The sequence below is a fragment of the Hahella sp. NS-SX17 genome, from assembly GCF_057367735.1.
Genome location: NZ_CM170632.1, coordinates 2,770,590 through 2,786,902, shown reverse-complemented (window position 1 = coordinate 2,786,902; position 16,313 = coordinate 2,770,590). Strand labels below are relative to the sequence as shown.

The 16,313-nt window shown below is 50.4% G+C and carries 18 protein-coding genes and 1 pseudogene; 6 read left to right on the top strand and 13 right to left on the bottom strand.

What is annotated here, in order from left to right; genetic code table 11:
* On the bottom strand, positions 1-867 hold the full coding sequence (locus AC2IBB_RS12640) for an AraC family transcriptional regulator (protein ID WP_486333197.1): 867 nt from the start codon (positions 865-867) through the stop codon (positions 1-3).
* 202 nt (positions 868-1,069) lie between these two features.
* Between AC2IBB_RS12640 and AC2IBB_RS12635 the strand changes: the two genes are divergently transcribed.
* Positions 1,070-2,035, top strand: coding sequence for a phytanoyl-CoA dioxygenase family protein (locus tag AC2IBB_RS12635; RefSeq protein ID WP_486333196.1), 966 nt, complete (start codon positions 1,070-1,072; stop codon positions 2,033-2,035).
* On the opposite strand, the gene AC2IBB_RS12630 is transcribed toward AC2IBB_RS12635, so the two are convergent.
* The 10 genes and pseudogenes from AC2IBB_RS12630 to AC2IBB_RS12585 form a co-directional block, all read right to left on the bottom strand.
* Positions 2,032-2,502 carry a lipocalin-like domain-containing protein gene (locus AC2IBB_RS12630; protein ID WP_486333195.1) on the bottom strand — a complete coding sequence of 157 codons (471 nt, stop codon included), beginning with the start codon at positions 2,500-2,502 and terminating at the stop codon, positions 2,032-2,034. The genes AC2IBB_RS12635 and AC2IBB_RS12630 overlap by 4 nt on opposite strands.
* 227 nt (positions 2,503-2,729) lie before the next feature.
* Positions 2,730-3,047, bottom strand: coding sequence for a hypothetical protein (locus tag AC2IBB_RS12625; protein WP_486333194.1), 318 nt, complete (start codon positions 3,045-3,047; stop codon positions 2,730-2,732).
* Between the two features lie 302 nt (positions 3,048-3,349).
* Entirely contained in the window at positions 3,350-4,078 is a 729-nt protein-coding gene (locus AC2IBB_RS12620) for a hypothetical protein (protein WP_486333193.1), read from the bottom strand.
* 239 nt (positions 4,079-4,317) lie between these two features.
* Positions 4,318-4,602, bottom strand: coding sequence for a hypothetical protein (locus tag AC2IBB_RS12615; protein ID WP_486333192.1), 285 nt, complete (start codon positions 4,600-4,602; stop codon positions 4,318-4,320).
* Between the two features lie 136 nt (positions 4,603-4,738).
* Positions 4,739-5,669 (bottom strand): annotated as a pseudogene (locus tag AC2IBB_RS12610) (IS3 family transposase).
* A gap of 77 nt (positions 5,670-5,746) precedes the next feature.
* Positions 5,747-6,145 (bottom strand): hypothetical protein, encoded by a 399-nt coding sequence (locus AC2IBB_RS12605; RefSeq protein WP_486333191.1) that lies wholly within the window; start codon positions 6,143-6,145, stop codon positions 5,747-5,749.
* Positions 6,146-6,158: 13 nt separating this feature from the next.
* A complete protein-coding gene (locus tag AC2IBB_RS12600; RefSeq protein ID WP_486333190.1) occupies positions 6,159-7,814 on the bottom strand; it encodes a hypothetical protein in 1,656 nt (551 codons plus the stop codon).
* Complete coding sequence (locus AC2IBB_RS12595) at positions 7,811-8,347, bottom strand: hypothetical protein (protein ID WP_486333189.1); 537 nt, start codon at positions 8,345-8,347, stop codon at positions 7,811-7,813. The genes AC2IBB_RS12600 and AC2IBB_RS12595 overlap by 4 nt, the downstream gene beginning before the upstream one ends.
* Positions 8,348-8,785 (bottom strand): DUF4123 domain-containing protein, encoded by a 438-nt coding sequence (locus tag AC2IBB_RS12590; protein ID WP_486333188.1) that lies wholly within the window; start codon positions 8,783-8,785, stop codon positions 8,348-8,350. It abuts the gene before it with no gap.
* Between the two features lie 253 nt (positions 8,786-9,038).
* Positions 9,039-9,899 (bottom strand): MBL fold metallo-hydrolase, encoded by an 861-nt coding sequence (locus tag AC2IBB_RS12585; protein WP_486333187.1) that lies wholly within the window; start codon positions 9,897-9,899, stop codon positions 9,039-9,041.
* A 214-nt stretch (positions 9,900-10,113) separates the two neighbouring features.
* Between AC2IBB_RS12585 and AC2IBB_RS12580 the strand changes: the two genes are divergently transcribed.
* Both AC2IBB_RS12580 and AC2IBB_RS12575 read left to right on the top strand, forming a co-directional pair.
* Positions 10,114-10,395: a peptidylprolyl isomerase gene (locus AC2IBB_RS12580; protein WP_011398176.1), complete on the top strand. Its 282-nt coding sequence runs from the start codon at positions 10,114-10,116 to the stop codon at positions 10,393-10,395.
* Between the two features lie 159 nt (positions 10,396-10,554).
* Positions 10,555-12,339, top strand: coding sequence for an ABC transporter transmembrane domain-containing protein (locus tag AC2IBB_RS12575; RefSeq protein ID WP_486333186.1), 1,785 nt, complete (start codon positions 10,555-10,557; stop codon positions 12,337-12,339).
* Between the two features lie 11 nt (positions 12,340-12,350).
* Here AC2IBB_RS12575 and AC2IBB_RS12570 read toward each other — a convergent pair whose 3' ends face one another.
* The gene (locus AC2IBB_RS12570; protein WP_486333185.1) at positions 12,351-12,755 is read right to left on the bottom strand and encodes a YbaN family protein; all 405 of its coding nucleotides are present in this window, start codon (positions 12,753-12,755) and stop codon (positions 12,351-12,353) included.
* A 281-nt stretch (positions 12,756-13,036) separates the two neighbouring features.
* On the opposite strand from AC2IBB_RS12570, the gene AC2IBB_RS12565 reads away from it, so the two are divergent.
* A complete protein-coding gene (locus AC2IBB_RS12565) occupies positions 13,037-14,311 on the top strand; it encodes an O-acetylhomoserine aminocarboxypropyltransferase/cysteine synthase family protein (RefSeq protein ID WP_216737447.1) in 1,275 nt (424 codons plus the stop codon).
* Positions 14,312-14,381: 70 nt separating this feature from the next.
* On the opposite strand, the gene AC2IBB_RS12560 is transcribed toward AC2IBB_RS12565, so the two are convergent.
* Positions 14,382-14,819 carry an SMI1/KNR4 family protein gene (locus tag AC2IBB_RS12560; RefSeq protein WP_486333184.1) on the bottom strand — a complete coding sequence of 146 codons (438 nt, stop codon included), beginning with the start codon at positions 14,817-14,819 and terminating at the stop codon, positions 14,382-14,384.
* A 182-nt stretch (positions 14,820-15,001) separates the two neighbouring features.
* Between AC2IBB_RS12560 and AC2IBB_RS12555 the strand changes: the two genes are divergently transcribed.
* A complete protein-coding gene (locus tag AC2IBB_RS12555) occupies positions 15,002-15,367 on the top strand; it encodes a cupin domain-containing protein (protein ID WP_486333183.1) in 366 nt (121 codons plus the stop codon).
* Positions 15,368-15,425: 58 nt separating this feature from the next.
* Positions 15,426-16,310 carry a DUF2971 domain-containing protein gene (locus AC2IBB_RS12550; RefSeq protein WP_486333182.1) on the top strand — a complete coding sequence of 295 codons (885 nt, stop codon included), beginning with the start codon at positions 15,426-15,428 and terminating at the stop codon, positions 16,308-16,310.
* The last annotated feature ends 3 nt before the right edge of the window (positions 16,311-16,313 follow it).

Sequence of the window (16,313 nt, the reverse complement as noted above, 5' to 3'; positions counted from 1 at the left end):
TCATTGCCCCGCTGCAATAAAACGTTTGCGAAACCCTTGCGGGGTCACGCCTTTATGCTTCTTGAACAGACGATTGAAGTTGGAAAGATTATTAAACCCGGTCTGTTCCGCGATGAGCGCTATTGGCGCTTCGCTGTTGATCAGTTTTGAACAAGCCTGCCCCAGGCGAATCTGGGTTAAATACTGATTAAAGCTTTGATTCATATGCTTGCTGAAAAAACGACTGAACTTACTGACGCTCATGTTGTGCCGTCGCGCCATGTCTTCGACCGTCAGCTTATCGGCGAACGTCTGATGGGCGACTTCCAGAATGCCGTCCAGAATATCCTGCTCACGCCGATTGGTGACGCCAGAATAAAAGTTCGCCGACGCCAGTGGACAACAAGGCGTTTGCGCCAGATCTCCCAACAATGAAAGCAATGTAAGCAGCCGGCGCCGAGGGCCCTGCTCTGGAAGTCCTGTAAACAATCGATCTACCGCACTGTAGTCCGCCGGCCGAAATCGTAATCCACGTCGACTTTGTCTGAGTATTTCGCCCAGATCGCTATACTCGGGAAAACTCTCCAACAAGCGATCCACCCATTGCTGATTGAACCACAACACGTAAACCGTATGCGGCGCTTTTTCATCAGGCCGTCGCGAGGAGCGCCAGCTATGTGGCAGATTGGGCCCGATCAGTACCAGATCGCCGGATTCATAGCGGTCCACATGATCGCCCACATAACGTTGACCCGCGCTGTTCAGGGTGTAGGTAAGTTCATATTCTGGATGGTAGTGCCATTGAAAAGGCAGCTCGTCCAGCTGACGCAGAAAAAAACGCCAGGACGCGTCTTCCGGGTATCTGACTTTTTCATAGAGCGCTTTCATAGCCTTTCGCCTCACCGCCGAACTGTTTGGCCGTCATCGCAAAACACCCATCGGAGTCATACTATTCAGGCTACAGAGTCATTAAGAATGACCGAAAAGTATCACTCTCCGCCCTATTTCCACAACCTGCCCCTGGTTACGCCAAGCAGAATAATCCTGTTCACAATCAGCATCAGCGCAGGCAAGAACAGGAGATAACAATATGAATCAGCGTTATGAATATAAAGCTCCCGGCAATCGCAGCGTTTCCGATCCCGGCGGCGTGCAGTTGAAAAACATCCGCAAACAGCTTCCTTTACGCGTGCTCAGCGAATCCGATTTTGAATTCTGGCGCGCCTGGGGCTACATCGTCGTACCCAACGCCATCACCAGCCAACAGGTGGAGGCAGTCAAGTCGCTGCTTTGGGAATTCACGGAAATGGACCCACTGGATTTATCCACCTGGGGCAAACCGCAACTGCGCGACCATGACATGCAAGAACTCAATAACAGCGGAATGGTGGAGTGCTACCATCATCAGACGCTCTGGGATAATCGTCAGACCCCACGCGTCTATGACGCCTTCGTGGATATCTGGGACCGGGAAGACTTATGGGTCACCATTGACCGCGCCAACCTGAATACCCCCAATCGCGACGGACGCCAATTCAGTGGGTTTATTCACTGGGATGCGGACACTACACTGGAGCCGCCGACTATCGGCGTACAGGGAGTGTTGGCTTTGACCGATACGGACGCGGACTGCGGCGGTTTTCAGTGCGTGCCGCAATTATTTCATGAGTTTGAGTATTGGAAACTGCGTCAGCCTAAGGACCGTGATCCCTGGGTCCCCGACTTAACGGGTTACGAGCCTCAATTTATCCCCATGCGAGCAGGGGACCTTCTCATCTTCAACAGCCTGCTCGCACATGGCATCCGTCCCAATCAGTCCGATCGGGTGCGTATGGCGCAGTATATCTCCATGGCGCCGGCCAATGAGTCAAATGAAGAGATCACACAGTGGCGCGTCACTTCCTGGCGCGAGCGCACGCCACCTCAAGGATTCGCCTTTCCTGGCGACCCAAGAGAATGGGAGAAGACGCGTTATCCGCAAGCCCGACTCACACCGCTTGGTGAAAAGCTGCTGGGCTTAAAACCCTGGTGTGAAGCAAGCGAAGGGGAGATTTAGTCCGCTTTGGCGAACTCCGGCGGCGGCTTGATCAACTCAAACTCGCTGTCGGCTTTGCCTTCTTCAATAAAGAAATCATCGTTGTCCTGCGGAAAGTTATACTGAAAGGTGTCCTCGGTGATGGATATCACCCGGAATGAGCTGGAACGCCCGTCGTCATGCGTTTCCATGTACATCCCCCCCTGGTAATCCCACGCGCCTTTTTCCAAGGCTAGCCTGTACTTCTTCGCCGACATATCCATAGACAGATATTCCTGCTCAAAGCGACCGTCCGCTGTCCGCGTTATTTTCCAGTACTCCTCCAGTCCCGAATAGTTACCCTCGTCATCCGCGCTACCGTCGCCCTGCCAAACGCCAACCAGCGCAGCTTTGGCCTTGGTCGCATCTTGCTTCAATTCAACATCCGCCTCACAAGCGCTCAACGCCATAGAAGCCACCAGACAAAAAATGATATAGACCCGTTTCATAAGGGAAAGCCAATCTCTTTGTGATGTGTTCTTGTCATAACCGAGGCCGTCGCCATCATCCTGAACGACCACGCATGCTTACGCACACCCTAATTCTTAGATGGCGATTGGGGGAAAAGCAAATTAGCCCAGCAATTAGTCTCTCTGCAGCGGGCATGTCATATTCAAGAGAACGGGGATGCTCAAAACTCTGAAGATTCACCAGCAATTACAAACTTAACGTTCCATTATAATTTACTATCTTTTATAAGCACCTCTTTAGCTTTCTCCAAAATAATATCCACTGCATAAAACTCATCAGGCAAATCAGCCAAAAAATCCATGCTTATAGCTTTGTCTGGATTACACTTTGCTATATCACGCAATAGCTCCACATTCTCTTGCCCTTTAATCCCATATAGGTTCAGTATATTCCAATATCTTGCCGACTCACTCGAGTGCGGATTATAACCATTAATACTTAAAAAATGGCTTCTTTCGCTTTCATTCAAACTATCAATAAAAGCTACCACTGCCTCATCAAATTTTTTCGGCCAGTATTTCATACAGCTTCCTTATATCAGGGGAGCCAAACTCTTTGTGATGTATTATTGTCATAACCGAGACCGTCGCCATCATCCTGAGCGACCACGCATGCTTACGCACACCCTATTCTTAGATGGTCATTGGGGAAAAGCAATTAGACCAGCTATTAGTCTCTCACAGCGGGTCTGTCAGATTCAGATTAGACAACCCTATGCGCTAAAAGGCTTTTTCGAACAACTTCCAGGCCATCTCAGAGCTCATCCCAGCCTAATCCGTGAGGGGATTAAAAGCTTGGAGCGCCAAACTCACACCTTAAACAGGATTACCTATATTGAGCGTCCGTCGCAGTGAAACCAGCAATATCATTTGCTCCCAGACCTTCACGAATCTCAGTCATTAATCCGTTGGAGGCCTTTACTGCATCAATAGAGAATGCCCTGTCGTCTATGCCAGGAAATGAAAATCTGAGTAAATCCAAACCGGTAAGCACTTTATCAAAAGAACCAGATCCAGAAATCTTATTGTACAGCCGAGCCGCAAGGTTTCTTCGGTAGGCTATATTTATGTCCGATACAGGCTCAACAGCTTTATCACCAACTATTACAAGCCCTTTCGGTGGAAGCTCGCGATAATCATGGTCTTTTTTTGTATAAATCAGAGCTCCACCTGAAGAAACAGGACTATAAATTCGAGCTTTTTTAGGTGATACACGTACAATATCAGAGACATTTCCATCACCCACTAATAACTCAACAATCTCATCACTGCCTATTGTAACGAGCTTATCTAGTGGAAGATCGACTGCTAAATTTACTATATTCCCCCATACCTTATGATCTTTACCTTCACAGATAACATCCTCAACAAATTCTTCTAAATGAATTAACTGAGATTGATCACAAAAGCGCCTCAAATACTTGCATATGGTAACAACAGAGGTATTCTTGGAAATCAGGCGTAAATCGCCAACAATATCATCTGGGAGTAACCTTAAGTCAGATATACAAGGCAACCCTCTCATTTCTTCAAGAATTTTTTCGACTTTCAACATATTCTATGATTACCTAAGAATTGACACCAAAATGAATCATAACCAGGTCAGCACCACATCCATCTATCGAGTTCCTTCTCAAAACGATTCTACTGCCTGCCCCTTTTATAATTACGACTTACTTTTTAAAATCAGATCTTTGGGTTTCTAAAAAGTGAAACCCGCCTCTCATTTAATATTCTTAATGCCATTCGCGACAATGAAAAAGCATTCTCGTTTTCTCTATATTTACATTTAGTTTAAATTTTAAGCCACCCAGATCTTTCCTTTTCCCATTCTCCTATATTTTGCCCTTTACACACAACACACTCTATGAAATCGAGTATTACGCTTATGTTATACCCAATAAACTTTCGCTTAAGGAAATATACCGCCAGTGTTTTATTAACCTCCACCAATCTTAATACTCCCTCATAATCATTCAAGTCCAACTCCCTAAAGTCACCGTACCTATCCGCCTCTTCAATTGGAAACGTCACCCCTATTATTTCTTCTATATTTTCCTCAATATTATAGTCACTCACACTTTCACCTATTGCTTTTTCGCCTTAATCTCAACCTTAGATGGAATATTAGGAACTTTCACTACACCCTCACTTCCTTTAAGCTTAACATCCATATCCTTATGACTGATCCTACCCACAAAGATTAGACACGTCATTAAGCGACTTTCGATGCCTCATAACTCTCTGGGCTGAGATAGCCTGCGCTATGAAGGCGGGTTCGATTGTAATCCACTTCGATATACTCAAACACGGCTTCACGCATTTCTTGTCGGGTTACGTACTGCTCTCCGTGAATCGCTTCTACTTTCAGGGAGTGAAAGAAGCTTTCCACACAGGCATTGTCATAGCAATTGCCTTTGCCGCTCATGCTGCAACGAAGCCCGTGCGCCTGAATCAACGTCTGATAGGCTTCTGAGCAATATTGGGAGCCTCGATCTGAATGGACGATCGCCCCTTTGGGCTGGAGTTATAACTGAATCTGGTGTTCGGCAAGTTTGAAAAGAAGCGGCGTATCTGGTTGATTTGTTGTCGCCAAACAAGTCAATCAACACATAAGACACACCGCTATGAACAAGAATACCGTTGTCGAGTTTTCCCGTCGAGATGAAACGAGCGACCCGTTGTCAGAGCTGTTGCGCCAAGGTGCGTGTGAGCTAATCTTGGGCTGACGTCGACGCCACAACGCCACGCGCAAGGCGTCGCAGAGAAGGGGCTTTCTGCCGATGGTGCCAAACGTAATAGCCGCTCCTTGAGACCTGAAGCGTTCCGCCATGCAAGTGATGCGGAAAGGCCTGTGTGGGAGTGCATAAAGGCGTACCTCACTTCACGCTTTTGGCGAAGTACGCCGCCGCCTTTTTTAACACGGCAAGCTCTTCCGCCTGTTCAGCCAACTGACACTTCAGGCGGGCGTTTTCCTGCGCCAGCCGCGCTTTACTGCGCCAATTGTAAAGTTGTGACTCGTGCAGACTCAATTGCCTTGCGGCGGCGCTCACGCCGATACGTTGAGCTAGCGCCAGGGCTTCCGCCTTGTACTCGTCGGAATAACGTTGGCGAGATTTGGAGTTTGATGTTTTCTGTTTGGTCATAGTTCACCTCTGTAGCGTAGAGTACTCGCTTAGCAGGGTGTCTATCATTGGCGGGTAGGATCAGATCATTCTCTAGCTTAAGATTGCGTCCTAGACTCTATTAAACTTCTAAAGCTATCATATTCCTCCTCGGTCATCCAATCACCATTAGAATCAAATAAAAATGAAAGTCCATTCTGTAACTTAACTGTATTTGATATTTCCTCAAGGTTTCTGGATACCAGCAGTTCATATGGAATGCTCTCAGTAACATATAAGCACTCCCCAGAAAGAAGAGAGTTATCTTTATCATTGCTCTCTCTCAAGGAGTATTCCCTAACTCCATCTTTATTCTCTAATAAAGCTAAAAAATACTCTTTTGATGAGTCTATATCACACACTTTCCATATCTTCTTTCTTTTAGGAGCTGAATTCTTAGCTACCTGAGTTTTCTTCTTTATAGATTCTTTCATTTCTGTTGAAAGTTTCGATTTCATAAGCAGCAGCCCCTTAAAACTTTAATTCTGGAAAATATTTACTAGAACGCCCACCTGATAACCAAGGCCGATGGTCATAGCTATCATCCATATCAGAGAGTACTTGTTTAATCGCCGCCCTATCGATCTTAACTCCTTTACTTCTCAACTCTTCAAGTCTAACTAGCGCCTCTGCTCTTCTAGATCCGCCAACACCCATAGCATGCAACCCCTCATGAAGCCCGATGAGAGCCGTACGCTCCATTCCATCTACAGCTATATCCAACTGATCCCAATAATAACCATTTTCAGTATTTCTCAAAAACACTTTACCAAATCTACCTGCAGTCTGCCCAGCGATATAAGGGCTTTTTACATACTCGTCAGTAAAATCCACAAACACCTCCCTTTTATCTAGGGCCTCCAATAGCTTTTTCCCAGCATCGGTTCTTGACATATAAGAACGGACCGCATCGTATTCATTTTTGTTAAGGTCACCCCAATGCTTATGTACATAATCTGGATCTCCCTTGGCAATAGAGTCGACTACTCGTTGCATCATTCCTTTGGAGGGAGGTGGAAGCATTGATGCCTCCAATGAATCTGAACTATCAACCTCGGACAGCTGTTCCCTTGATAGATTCAGTTCCCTATTTAGTGGCGCAGCAGCTTCGACAGACTCGGGTTTATTAAGCTTAGCTTCGACAGAGCCATTTGTACTGCCTTTCTTTTTAATAAAGCGGTACTTTTTCTTAAGCTGTTTAGCTAGATTACGGAGTAACTCACCAAGCTTGGCGAGTTTTGGCATTAAACGAACTTTACTGACAGCCATCCCTGCCGCCCCGACACCGCCGGTTGCAGAAGCTAATAGAGCGGCCAGTACAATCTCAAACGCGCCCCCTCCAGCGAACTCAGCCAGCTCGGTAATATGTTGTGAAGTGGCGAACTCTTTTGCAAAAGACGCCAAAATGGCCTGTGTTTCTTCATCCTCGTATACAAAGGAAGCTATTTCCTGAGCCTCTGCTATAAGCTCAGGAGTGACCATATTTGGATCAAAGCCTAATGCTTTAACGAAAGCGTCATGATTAGATTTATCAAAATTCTCTATAAAGTCAGACTTCCAGTCATCAGTTTCTGTGTTATAAGACTCCCATGAGGTTTTAATTGCCCGATTGAGCACCTCGGTGGGACTAGCAAGCTCAAGTACGTTGTCAAGGAACTCCAACATTCCAACGCCAGCGTCAAAAATCCCCTTCGCAACACGGTTCTCCAGATCCGTTTTCTTCTGGAGAATATTCAGTTTCGAAAACTCTTCGTCCCTCTTGGCCGCCTCTTCTTTTTCTTCTTTAAGAATTCCCTCAAGCGCTGAAGCAATCTGACCTCTAGCTGCGGATATAGCAGCTTCATCCGGCGCCTCACCAAACTCGGCTTCAACCTCACTGGCAGGCAGGTCTGAGAGCTTAGCTGCGCCATCGCTGCCTAATACGCCTGTATGTACAGAGCCATCTGCAACTACTGTCACTTTATACGGCAGACCAGCAGCAGGCTGTGAGTTTTGCAGTTCGCATAACAAATCGAGAGTATGTTTATCCTCCAAGGCTTTTTGCAAAGGGCAGGCGCCCGCCAAGTCATCCACATTGCCCGACTGGCTCTCCGCCTTGGCATCTATTGCATCGCTCTTTCCACTCATGAAGCCAAGTCCTCTATTTGCATATTTGCGTTGCGCCAGTAGTCATAAAATGCCTTAAATCTATCGCTGATAGAGCCTAATGTTCGTTTTTCCAAAAAATCCCGTGTGATCCACTGGTTGTCTGACTTATCCAGGAAATCCCACCCTAAAAAAACGCAGGTTTTTATGTAGTAATAGGCATCGCGACGCGCTTGCAGACCTAAGCGCTTAAACTGGATAAGGGCGTCGTTTATGCGGGCGCGTAGTTCAGTTTCCGAGTAGTGCTGTAATCTCTGTGGGTAGGCTTCGCGAAAGTCGATTACCAAGGTGCGAATAAACGACTTGTAGACAGAACTACGCAACCTCTCTATCTGGTCCCGCCTGATTTTAAATGTGGGCCCAGAGACATATTCCACATGCCTCCGCTGCAAATTGGTCAGTGTGGGGGTGGAACGCGTGAGCTCTTCATCTTCGGCGACAAGCGCTCGGCTTGTTATGAGGCCAGCGTGATCTCGTTCAAACTTAAGCCAGAAATTCGCGTCTTCGTCTTCCATCTAAAACTCGCCAATCTCGCCCATCAGCTTTTCGAGTTGACCCTCATCGCATGTGGGAAGAAAGTCGCGCAGAATGCGAGGATCGTAATAGCGAAAGTACCAATTCTCATGATTGGGTCCACGCACTTTTGAAACTCGCCGAAAGTGACGGACAACATCTTGCAAGGGCTTATTAGAAGCGAAATAGATACCCCACCCTTTTCCCCATCCTTGTTCAAATACCCATGAAGCGAAGCGGCTGGTTAAATTGACGACATGAGGTGAGGCGGATAACAACGTTTCACCGGCGTGAGGCCAAAACAGGCTGGAATGCTGGCAACCGCTGCGTTGAATAGCTGGATAAAGTCGATTATCGATAGCGCAATCTAGTATCGCGTAGTAGTAACAAAATTGTGGACTGCGCCACCTGAGTTGCTGCAAATAGGGTTTAGCCGTCATCAACGACCACCAATCGTCAAAATCAGACGCAACATAGCGACAAAATGATAAAGCATGCCGGATACATCCCTTGTGATACTTCAATTCCGGGCCAATCTCGGAAATAGCGGCTCTGGGAAGAAAAGTGAGCGGTGTACAAAAAGATACAAACCGCAAAATTGTATTTTATTTAGCCATACAGACAATTCTCTGATTGGACTATGTCTAATGGGCCGGTCACCTAACTATTGCAAAGCTCAATCAAAACCTGGCGTCACCCGCCATGATGAATAGACAGAGCCATACGACGCACATGGGCAGGAAACTCCGTGGCGTAGTTGCTCCAGTCTTTGTATTGGTTCAGTTTCAGTTCTTGCGACCAGCGGTGGATATTGTCCATGACCGCTCCGGGGCCTTTAGTGGTTGTGGTTTTATTAATCTGCGTAGTGACCAGTTGATAGAGATCTTCCACGAAGGTTAGGTTTTCCTGCAGGGCCTGCACGGAGGTGGAGGTTGAGTGTGCGTTGACCGCAATCTGCGGTTTCAGGTCCTGCATCATTCTGAGGGCTTTTCGCACGCCCAGATAGTTGTCGTTGTCCATCCACACGCCGGGAATAATGTACCGGTCCGCGTATAGGTCCGCACTGTAGACAATGCGGTCTTCGGGCAGGTGAATGATGGTGGAGGCGAAGCCGTCCGCAGGCCCGACGTGAATCAGCGTCACTTTGCGTCCGCCAAACTGGAAACTGTGTCGGTCATCGAATACTGCATGCACCTTTTTCGGAGCCGCGCCAGTGACATCCAGATCAAACACGGCTTTACAGGAGATGTGACAGATCACTTCCGCACCGGGAAACGATTCCGTACCGCCGACATGGTCCAAATGCTCATGGGAAAGGACGATGCGGGTCACTGGGCGAGAAGTCAGCTTGGCGATTTCGGCTTGCAGCGTCTTCGCTCTTTCAGGGTTGGCGGGATCAGTGATCAATACGCCGTCCTCGGAGAGCAACACCAAGCTGGTGACGCCGGCCTCGGAAATAGTGTATACATCCTGCTTCAACTTAACGACTTCCGCCGCCTCGACCTCACCGATCATCAGCGTCGCCGCCAAAAACCAAATAATAATACTGTACATTTAAGTTTCCTCATTTCTTGTGGTTTTAATGCTCATGTACGGCAAAAAGTATTCGCCTAAAAAGAGATGGGAAGCCTAGGAATCAATCGGTTAATGGAAGGTTAACGCCAACTCGCATCGGCCATATAGCGCCACTGGCGTTTAGCCTCGCATTCATTCAATTCCTGTGCTTTAATGCGCCCGTTTAAACCCACGTAAATATGAGGAGACTGCCATGGCACGGGCTAGCGCGCGTCACATCCTGGTAAACAGCGAAGATCAGTGCAACGATCTGAAAAAGCAGATCGAAGACGGAGCGGATTTCGCCGCTCTGGCCAAAGAACACTCTCAGTGCCCCTCCGGCCGCAATGGCGGTGAGCTGGGCGAGTTCGGCCCAGGTCAAATGGTTAAAGAATTCGATCAAGTGGTTTTCAGTGCGGAAGTCGGCACTGTTCAGGGTCCAGTCAAGACTCAGTTCGGCTACCACCTGTTGGAAGTTACCAAGCGCACTGACTAAGAGCGCCGAGGGCGATGTTCATAACGTCGCCCTTCTCTCCCCCTTCCCCTTTATTCCGTAATCAGTCCCTCTTTTTCCACTTTCCCTCTTTAAATTTCCCGACTTTCCCTCCATAAATAACTTCAACCTTTTATCCGACCACCCCATAACGGTCCGCCCATGCAGCAAGACGTTTCTCCAGCCCGCATCGGGGCGCTCAAAGCCACGCTTGAGTTTATTCTTCCTTACAAACGACAAATCGTATTCGCACTCTGTGCGCTGTTTTTCACCGCCGGCATCACGCTGTCCATTGGTCAAGGCGTGCGACTGCTCATTGATCAGGGCCTGGCGACGCAGTCTGAGCAGATGCTGTCACGCTATGTGCTTATCTTTCTGGGCCTGATTGTGGCGCTGGCGCTTGGCACCTTCACTCGCTACTACTGGGTGACCTGGCTAGGCGAACGTGTGGTGGCGGACATTCGACGCAAGGTATTCGACCACCTTATCGAACTGCATCCCGGCTTTTTTGAGAGCAATCGCGGACTGGAAATTCAAACCCGCCTCACCGCTGACACCACCCTGCTGCAATCGGTCATCGGCTCCTCCGTCTCGGTGGCGCTGCGCAATATCATCATGATGATCGGCGGTATTATCTGGCTGTTCATCACCAACGCCAAACTAACCGCTATCGTCATGATTTCCGTGCCACTGGTGGTGTCTCCCATTCTGATATTCGGTCGCCGCGTGCGCGGCCTGTCCCGGCGCAGTCAGGATAAAGTAGCGGATGTCGGTTCTTATATCGGCGAAGTGCTGGGGCAGATCAAAACCGTTCACGCCTACAACCATCAACAGTTAGATAAACAACGCTTTTCGGAACACGTTGAAGACGCCTTCAGTGTCGCCAAGGAACGTATCGTGCAACGCGCCATTCTGGTGACGGTTGTCATCGTCCTGGTGCTGGGCGCGGTAGGCGCCATGCTGTGGATCGGCGGCCTGGATGTCATCCAAGGACGCATCAGCGGCGGCGAACTGGCGGCGTTCGTGTTCTACAGCGTGCTGGTGGGAGCGGCGGTGGGCTCCGTCAGTGAAGTGATAGGCGAACTGCAAAGGGCGGCCGGCGCAGCGGAGCGTATCGTGGAGCTGCTGCAGTCGAAGAATGAAATCACAGCGCCGCAATTCGGCGCCAAGCGCCTGCCGGAGCAAATTCCCGGCAACTTGTCGATTCGAGACGTCAGCTTCTCCTACCCAGCGCGTCCGGACGCCAATGCTATTGACCATTTGAACCTGGACGTTGCGCCAGGAGAAACCCTGGCGCTGGTGGGGCCATCCGGCGCAGGCAAGTCCACTCTGTTTGACCTGCTGTTGCGTTTTTTCGATTGCAAGGCTGGAGAAATCCGTCTGGAAGGCGTGGATATTCGCCAGCTTGAACCTTCCGACTTACGCCGCTGTTTCGCCCTGGTGTCGCAAACACCTGCGCTGTTTTTCGGCTCTATTGAAGACAACTTACGCTACGGCAAACCTGACGCCGCCCAGGAAGAAATCGAAGCCGCCGCCAAAGCTGCGAACGCACATGAGTTTATCGCCGCACTCCCACAGGGCTACAAAACCCGTCTGGGGGACGCCGGGCTCGGTTTGTCCGGCGGTCAGAAGCAACGCATCGCCATCGCCCGCGCTATACTCACCGACGCTCCCATTCTGTTGCTGGACGAAGCCACTAGCGCGTTGGACGCACAAAGCGAATATCTGGTGCAGCAGGCTCTGGAGCGCCTGATGGAAGGACGCACGACACTGGTGATCGCTCACCGTCTGGCGACGGTGAAAAATGCGGACCGCATCGCCGTGTTGAATCACGGCCGACTGGAAGCTCTGGGCTCCCACAGCGAGCTGATCCGCGACAGCGAACTCTATGCGCGTCTGGCGGATCTGCAATTCAATACGGAATGGGAAGAGCCGGTCATCGAGTAATTCGGGGCCGGTTAGTTGACCTGTGACTCGGGCTCGCCCGCATCTTCTTCATAAGTCGGCAGACGGCAAAGGTATAAGGTCGTGCAGGCGCCAATGCCGCTGAGCATGATCAGGCTCCACAGCTTGCCGACGATCACCATGGAAATCGTGAGTCCCAGCCACAGACAAATCAACGCGCGCAATCTCACCTTGCGGGTGACGCCGCGCCCTGACTCAAAGTTCTTCACGATCGGCCCCAAATGACGATGGGACACCAGCCAGTGGTGAAATTTCGGTGAAGAGCGCGCGAAACAGGCGGCGGCGAGCAGAATAAAGGGCGTGGTGGGCAGTAACGGCAGCACAATGCCAATAACGCCAAGCACAACGGAAGTCCAGCCAACGACGACCAGCAGTATGTGAAGTGATTGTTTACGCATGTCGCGCCAGTCATCCAAAAATTGAAATTCAGGGAAACTCCGCAAACGTCAGCCAAAACGTTTTCAGGAGGCCCATATGGCCAATGCTAGTTTCAAATACGGACCATAGCAAATTCAGGCGCTCGGCATATTGACCTGCGTCGGCTGGCGGTACACTCTGTTGAGGGCCGTTGTTAATATCAACGATTCTCTAAACGATACAAATAGTTAGCCCGTCTCTACCGGGGCTGACGCGAACAAGCACAGAGCCAAACCACTCCTTACGCGCAGCGGAGAGATCCATGAAACAAGAAACTATCGCCATCCATGGCGGCTTTGCCGGCGACCCGACCACTCATGCCGTCGCGGCGCCGATATACCAGACCACCTCCTATTATTTCGACAACACCCAGCATGGCGCTGATTTGTTCGATCTGAAAGTGGAAGGCAATATTTACAGCCGTATCATGAACCCGACCAACGCCATATTGGAGCAGCGCATGGCGCAGCTGGAAGGCGGCATTGGGGCCTTGGTGATGGCTTCCGGCATGGCGGCGATCACCGCCACGATTCAAACGCTGACCCGCGCCGGCGACAATATTATCAGCGTCAACCAACTATACGGCGGCACTTACAACCTGTTCGCTCATACGCTGCCGCAATCCGGCGTTACCGCGCGCATGTTCAACAGCGACGATCCCGCTTCCATGGAAGCGCTGATCGATGAAAACACCAAAGCCGTATTTTGCGAATCCATCGGCAATCCCGCCGGCAACGTAGCGGATCTGGAAGCGCTCGCCGCTATCGCCCACAAGCACGGCATACCAGTGATCGTCGATAATACCGTCGCTACGCCGGTGCTGTGTCGTCCATTCGATTTCGGCGCGGATATCGTGGTGCATTCGTTGACCAAATACATTGGCGGTCATGGCACCACTATCGGCGGCGTGATCATTGATTCAGGACGCTTTCCCTGGAAGGACAACCCCCGCTTTCCGCAGCTCAACGAGCCTGACCCGTCCTACCACGGCGTGGTGTATACCGAAGCACTGGGCGACGCCGCCTTTATCGGTCGCGCCCGGGTAGCGCCGTTGCGCAACATGGGCGCAGCCCTGTCTCCATTCAACGCGTTCCTGATTCTGCAAGGCGTTGAGACGCTATCTCTACGCATGGAAAGGCACGTGGAAAACGCCATGGCGGTATGTCAGTTCCTGGCCTCCCACCCCAGCGTAAGCTGGGTGAAATATCCCGGACTGGAGAGCAGCCCTTATTACGAGCTGGCGCAAAAGTACATGGGCGGCAAACCTTCCTCCGTACTGAGTTTCGGCATTAAAGGCGGCAAAGAGGCCGGCGGGCGTTTCATTGACGCCTTGCAGATGGTCAAACGGCTGGTGAACATCGGCGACGCCAAAACCCTCGCCTGTCACCCCGCCACCACCACGCACCGGCAGTTGGATGAAAAAGAGCAAGCCGCCGCCGGCGTGTCCCCGGATATGGTTCGACTGTCCATCGGCATTGAGCATAAAGACGACATCATCGCCGACCTGGAGCAGGCATTGGCGCAGGCGACGCTATAGTGGTTTTGTCGTAGTTGGTTTGCAGAAATAGAAGTGCAGGAGGCCAACGCCAGGTTGGCCTTGCCTCGCTTTAGTTGGTGAGAGCCACTTTGCTCAAGTACTCAAATAGATTCGTGTAGCCGCTGCTTTGCCAGCGCTCTTGCGCATGGTCCCAATAACACAGTTCCGACTGACATACGCCATCCCGCACATCGAAGCCGAAGAAGTCCCCGTTGTTATTCTCTGAAATCAACACGCGGCCTGCGCGGAGGTGGGCGAACTCAGCGTTGATATCGATCAGATTCCACTCACTGCCGGCTTCCAGAGAAAAGACATTGCCGAAGGCGAAATAACCGCCGCCGTATTGCAGCAAAAAGTCTTTGTACTCCTGCGGCAGCCTGGCTTTCAACAACTGCTCCGCACGGGCGAGGCTATCCTGATCCGGAGCATCGTCCGGCTCAAAATCAAACCAGAAAGGATGCGCGCTCTTGGCTTCACAGACACACTTTTTAAAATCTTCAAAATTCATTGTTTTTATTCCTTTGAAGTCATGAAAAGAATGCCGCTGATAATATCTCAGGCTTCGCGACAAAGCACCTGGTTGCAGATAACGCCCCCCGCGCCTCAGCCTCCGCTAAACTCCACATTTGACCACACTGTCACATCGACTTAGATTGAAAGATTGTATGACTGTACTCAAGCGTGTGAAAAATGAACCATACCGCCATCAATTTAAAAGAAAAATTCTCCAAGTTCAGTGAGCGTTGGTCGCCGCGGGTGATTGCGGAGATGAATGATTATCAATTCAAGATAGTTAAGATTCAGGGTGAGTTTGTGTGGCATCGCCATGAGGACACGGATGAGGTGTTTATGGTGATCGAAGGTGAAATGAGCATTGAATTTCGAGATGGAAAAGTGAAGCTGGAAGCGGGAGAAATGTTTGTCGTACCGGCAGGCGTGGAACATAAGCCTTTCGCTGAGAGCGAGTGCAGGGCCATGCTGATTGAGCCCAGAGGCGTAGCGAATACCGGCGACGCTGGCGGAGAGCGAACGGCGCAGGATAATGTCTGGGTTTAACCCAGACTGCAACCCCACTTAATCCATTACAACGAAAACAAAGACTAAAGCGAGCGCTATGATTCAGGACATCACCGCCAAGTTGTACTCAGACATTCCGGTCGACACGCTGTACCACTACACCACGTTTTCAGGCCTGCTGGGCATAGTGGAAAGCGGCAAACTGTGGGCCAGCGATATTCGCTATATGAACGACTCCGCCGAGCTGAAGCATACTGCCGACCTGATCAGTGCGGAAGTGGACCGCCGCATTGCCGACAGTCATCCCAAACCGGGCCTGCTGCACCAGTTCCGGGACTGGATCGCTCATCGCATCACTAATGGGCACATGCTATTTGGGGCGTCGTTTCGCTCCAACGGCAATCTGTTGAGTCAGTGGCGCGGTTACAGCTCTATGGGCAAAGGCGTCAGCGTGGGCTTCCCCGCTGCGCATATTCTGGAGTGCGCCAGCCAACAGTCGTTTCAGGTAGGCAAATGCATTTACAGCCATCAGGAACAAACCACTCTCATTCGCCAGGTAATGGATGTGGTGGAGGCGCTGGCTGAGCAGCACGGCGAGCACGCAGGCCCCACCCAGTTTCCGCCATCGCAGTCCTACCATGGCGTGTTTGAGATGATCGAGTCAGACCTGCTACGTATCGCTGCGATATTAAAACATCCATCCTTTCAGGAAGAGGAAGAGTGGCGCATCGTCTCACCCGGCGTCACAGACTACCTGAATTCACCGGTGAAGTTTCGGGAAGGCGCTTCCATGCTGGTGCCCTACTTCGAGTTCAACCTGACCACCCCCAGCAGCGACAACCACTATCTCGAACATATCTACCTGGGACCCACTCCCAACATCAATCTGTCCATGAACTCACTCAATATGTTCCTGACCAAGCACCGCCTGAGACCAAAGCATGGCATAACCTATTGTCAGATTCCCTATCGGCAGCGGTGAACC